Source organism: uncultured Cetobacterium sp., from assembly GCF_947038635.1.
Classification (GTDB): domain Bacteria; phylum Fusobacteriota; class Fusobacteriia; order Fusobacteriales; family Fusobacteriaceae; genus Cetobacterium_A.
The window spans coordinates 1-5000 of sequence record NZ_CAMQXC010000146.1 but is presented as its reverse complement, the minus strand read 5'-3'; the positions used below and the strand labels follow the sequence as shown (position 1 = coordinate 5000).

5 protein-coding genes are annotated in these 5000 nt (G+C 28.6%); all 5 read right to left on the bottom strand.

Features of this window, described 5'->3' with window-relative positions:
* Window positions 1–74: 74 nt before the first annotated feature.
* Window positions 75–851, bottom strand: coding sequence for a formate/nitrite transporter family protein (locus Q0V08_RS10635; protein ID WP_297434615.1), 777 nt, complete (start codon window positions 849–851; stop codon window positions 75–77).
* A gap of 136 nt (window positions 852–987) precedes the next feature.
* A complete protein-coding gene (locus Q0V08_RS10630) occupies window positions 988–1386 on the bottom strand; it encodes a hypothetical protein (RefSeq protein WP_297434613.1) in 399 nt (132 codons plus the stop codon).
* 59 nt (window positions 1387–1445) lie between these two features.
* Window positions 1446–2921 carry an ABC transporter substrate-binding protein gene (locus Q0V08_RS10625; protein ID WP_297434611.1) on the bottom strand — a complete coding sequence of 492 codons (1476 nt, stop codon included), beginning with the start codon at window positions 2919–2921 and terminating at the stop codon, window positions 1446–1448.
* Between the two features lie 11 nt (window positions 2922–2932).
* Window positions 2933–3706, bottom strand: a complete 774-nt coding sequence (gene murI / locus Q0V08_RS10620; protein ID WP_297434609.1) for a glutamate racemase — start codon at window positions 3704–3706, stop codon at window positions 2933–2935.
* 19 nt (window positions 3707–3725) lie between these two features.
* The coding region (locus Q0V08_RS10615; RefSeq protein ID WP_297434607.1) for an SbcC/MukB-like Walker B domain-containing protein at window positions 3726–5000 on the bottom strand (1275 nt) is incomplete at its 5' end.

The window sequence follows — 5000 nt, the reverse complement described above, 5'->3', positions numbered from 1 at the left end:
CTTCTGTTTACATTTATTAATGAAATAAAAAATCCTTTAGAGTAAACTCCTAAAGGATTTAATAAAAATTTATATTAATCTTTTTTAGATACGTAATAATACGCAGCTCCTAATCCAATTCCACCTAGCATATTTCCTAAAGTAACTGGGATTAAGTTAACAATCATTCCCATAAAGAATTGAGGTTCTTTAAACATTAACGCAGAAAAAAGAGTCATGTTTGCAATACTATGCTCTAAACCAACAGTTATGAATGCAAATAGACACCACCAAATCATAATTAATTTTCCTGATTCAGATGTCATTTTTATAGAACACCAAACAGCTAAACAAACAAGTATATTACAAAGTATTCCTCTATAAAAAAGATCCCAGAAAGGTGCTGTAGCTTTCAATGTAGCTATAGTTCCCATAAATTTACCCACACTTTCAGCACCAGGCACAAAGTGAACAGTTAAATTTGTTAAAGAGAATAAGTATCCACATAAAATTGATCCAGCTAAGTTTCCAAAATAACATACAACCCAAAGTTTAATAGTATCAGCCCAAGTTGTTTTTTTAGATAGTGTAGATATTGTCATAACAAAGTTATTTCCTGTAAAAAGTTCACTACCACACATAATAACTAAACTCAGTGCTACTCCAAAGCAAGCTCCCATAAGTGTTCTAGCACCTAAAGGTCCAATAACTGGTGCTGCTAATCCACCAATAGAGAAAATTAATAAAATTCCTAATCCAACAAAAAATCCAGCAAAAGTTGATAGCACAAAGTATTTTCCAAAACTATTTTTTAAAAAATTAGATTTACTAACACCTGCATTTGCAACTTTTTCAACTGCCTCAAAAAACATATATTCCTCCTCAATTAAATGATATACTAGCATTTTATATTAAAAATAAAAAAACGTAGTGTGATTTAAGTCACACTACGCTAAATTGTGTAAAAAAAGATTTTTTGTGGATCAAAATGTAATCTAACTGTATTTTTTAAAAGAAAACATTACAATGTCTTAAATCCACATTCCATAAAAGCTTGATGTTTCTCTTTGTGCACTGACAGCCATGAATCGCATCAAATATAGTTTCTAAGTTATAATGTCTAATTACATAAGATTCTACACAGACATCTAGAGTTGTTTTTCTATCTCTTAAATTGCAAGGATATACTATAACAATCTCCTCTTTAAGCTTATTAAGTGTCTTTAAAGTATCTAAGGTAATATCATTGATATTATTAAATCTATGCAAAACATTATTCTCTCTATCTAGAATAAGTCCCTCTCCAATATGGAATAGATTTTCCTTAACAATATTTCTGTACGAGTTAGTTAATTTTTCATAAGCTATAATCATGGTATCAACCCCTTCTATTATCTTAATTACCATATGTATTACCTCATAGATACCATAAAGTCAAATGCTTTCCTTTAATTTGAATCATCAGTCTAATGAATAGTTCCTAAAGAATAATCATGTATTGGGATAGGATACATCTCAAAGCCTTGTATTTTTTTATTAAGTGCACCATTTAAATCTCTATAAAATAGCATTACTTCACTGTTATTACTCACAATAATTTCTTGAATTTGTTGATAAATTTTTTCTCTTTTATTTTGATCTAAAGTACTTCGAGCTTCTTCTAAAAGTTTATCTACATTTTCGTTACTAAAAAATGTACGATTTCCTGGAGCTCCAAAAGCGCTTGAGTGATGAGTTGGATAAAGAGCATAGTCAGAATCACCAGTGACACTTCCCCAAGACCCGATAAACATATCAAATTCTCCACTGTTGGTTTTAACCCAATAAATACTGGGTTCTAAAACCGTTATTTGAACATTAACTCCAATATCATTTAAATATCCAGAGATAATTTCAGCAGTTTGAATATCTATATTATTACTCATTGTAGCTAAAGTAAGAGTTTTATCTTTTAAGGGTGTTAAAAGTTTTGAAGCTTCATTTTTATCATATCCTAAATTGTTTAAATTTGAATTGTGCCCTTTTACTCCTTCAGCAACTGGAGAGTTTGCAATTTTTCCCTCTCCATTTAAAACTACTTCTAAGATAGCATCTTTATCAATAGCTAAGTTTATACCTCTTCTTATATTAGAGTCTTGAAAAATATCTTTTTTTAAATTCAACCCCATATATGTATATGAATATGAGGGTTTAGAGATAAATTTTAAATTTTTATTATTATTAATAGTTTTTTCATCTTGAGGTGGTAAAGAAAAGGCTATATCAGCTTCTCCTGTTTCAAGAGCTATAGTTCTATTTGTTGCTAAAGGTATTGTTCTTATATTTATTTTTTCATAAGCCGGCTTAGTATCAAAATAGTTTTCAAACCGTTCAAGCACTAGTCCCTCTCCTGGAGCCCAACTTTCTAAAATATATTTACCACTTCCCATAGGTCGTTCAACTAAAATATCTGGATTTTTTATTAGATAATTTTTACTTACAATGCTTAACGCAGGATGTGTAAGTTGGTCTATAATTGATGAGAATGGTTTTTCCAAAATCATTTGAAAATTATATTTATCCTTTATAATAATCTCTTTAATAGGAGGTAATACTCCTGCAATTCTAGGAGATTTTTTCATTCTTTCAAAAGAAAACTTAACATCTTCAGAAGTTAAGTTTTCTCCATTTTGAAAAAAAACATTATCCTTTAAAGTAAAATCAATAGTTTTATTATCTATAAATTTATAGCTTTTAGCTACTCCTAAAACAGTTTCCATATTAGAATTTTTTTCTAAAAGTCTTGAATATAGTAAACGATTTATTCGCAAAGAAAATCCATCGTTTCCAAAGTGAGGATCAAATGTTCTAGGGTCTCCCTCTTGTGCTATATTAATTGTTGCCGAAAAAATAGCAACACTCATTGTAAAAATAAGAAATAAAAACAGATGAATTCTTTTCATAAACTCCTCCCCTATAAGATAATTTTTTCAACTTCATCAATGGTAGTTCCTAAAAATTCTTGAGCAACCTCTTTAAACTTTTGAGAATCGCCACTAACAAAAAATTTTGTAAATGTTTTTTGAGTATATATTCCATCACCTATAATCATTTTTAAAGATTTTGCAGTTTCTTTAGCTGGATCTACAATGTTTCCAATGAAATGTCTTTTTATATATTTTTCAATTAATGGATAATGAGTACAACCTAAAATAAGGGTATCAACATTTTGAGGTAAATTATTTAAATAGCTTTTTATTAGCATACTACTTTCCTCATTATCAATCCATCCCTTCTCAATCATTCCTACAAAAAGTGGACATTTTACTTGGTAGATATTTAAATTTTTATCAATTCGATGAAACTCTTTTAAGTAGATATCCATTTTTATTGTGGCAGGAGTAGCAATAACTCCTATGTTTTTATTTTTAGTTATTCTTATACCCTCTTTAACACCATTATCTACCACTCCAACCACAGGAACATGATATCTTTCCTTCATTATATGCATAGCAGCTCCAGTAGCTGTATTACAAGCTATAACGATGGCATCAACTTTTTTTTCATAAACTAAGAAGTCTGAGACTTTTAGACAGAGCGCACGAATCTCTTCAATCTCTCTATCTCCATAAGGAGCATGTAAACTATCTCCAAAATAGATGATATTATCATAGGGAAACTCTTTTATAACCTCTTTTAATACTGAAACTCCCCCTACTCCAGAATCAAATACTCCAATTGTTCTCATTAAAACCTCACATTCATTTTTATATTAATTTTATTATACTACCTGATTCTCCAGGAACTGCTGGAGTTACTTCTAATCTTCTAGGAATTCTAATTTTTAAATCTTCAACGTGACTTATAATTCCTATTTTCATTGCATCTTTCCATCTAATCTCTTCTAGAATTTCAATGACTCGATCGAGAAGAGTAGCATCTAAGGTTCCAAACCCTTCATCTAAAAAGAAAAATTCAAGTTGTATTTTACCCTTTAGTTGTAGTTGACTTGATAAAGCTAATGCTAACACAAGAGATACGATAAATGTTTCTCCTCCTGAAAGAGTTGAACACTCTCTAGTAAAATTACTATTAAAAGCATCTACAATATTAAAATCACAATTATTATCAACTGTTAAAATATATCGACCTCTTGTAATTTTTTGCAATCTTTTAGATGCTTCATAAGCTATATAATCCAATTTTTTTCTAGCTAGAAACTTTACAAATTTTCTTCCTTCGAATTTTTTCTGAAGAGTGATAATATCATCTTGTTTTAAGGTAAGTTTATTTATTTTTTCAAAAAGCTCTTTAGACTCTAAGGCTAATTGTTCAAGTCTGTTTAAATCACTTTTATGCTCTGTAATCTCTTTAAAAAGATTTTGCTCTTGAGTTGTTAGAGTTTCCAGCTTTTCTTCTAATTCGCTCCATCTATCTTTATTAAAGACTCTATTATTAATAGAGTTTACTACCTCGTCTTTTAAACTTTGATATCTTATGTTATCTTTTTCATGTGATGATATTTTATCTTTTAATACATTTATTTTATTATCTTCTAAGATATGATTCAATATATCTTCAATGGATAAAAATCCATTTTTAGTAGCTTCTATTTTCAACCACTCTTTTTTATCATTATAGCTATCTTTTAAATGATTATTTTTTTCTTCTAAACTAATTACTTCAAGAGAAAGAGTTTGAACTGTGTTAAAATCTTTAAAGATGTTGTCTCGTACTTTTCTAAGAGAGATATCTAAACTCTCTTTTTTATTAGAAACCTCACGATACTCTTTATCCATATTTTCTAACAGAGTTTTTCGACTGTTAATAAAATCTAAAGAGTCGCTTTCAAGTTTAAGTAAAGATATATTTTCTCTCTCCTCTAAAATCTCTTTTTCATATAAAGTTAATTTTTCTTTAATCTTATTTAAATCAGTTTCTTTTTGAGTTATATTAGATGAACTATTTTTTATATTTGATTTTAAAGTAGAAATCTTATTATTCAACTCTTTTTCATTTTCTAAAATCTCTTTTTCTTTAGC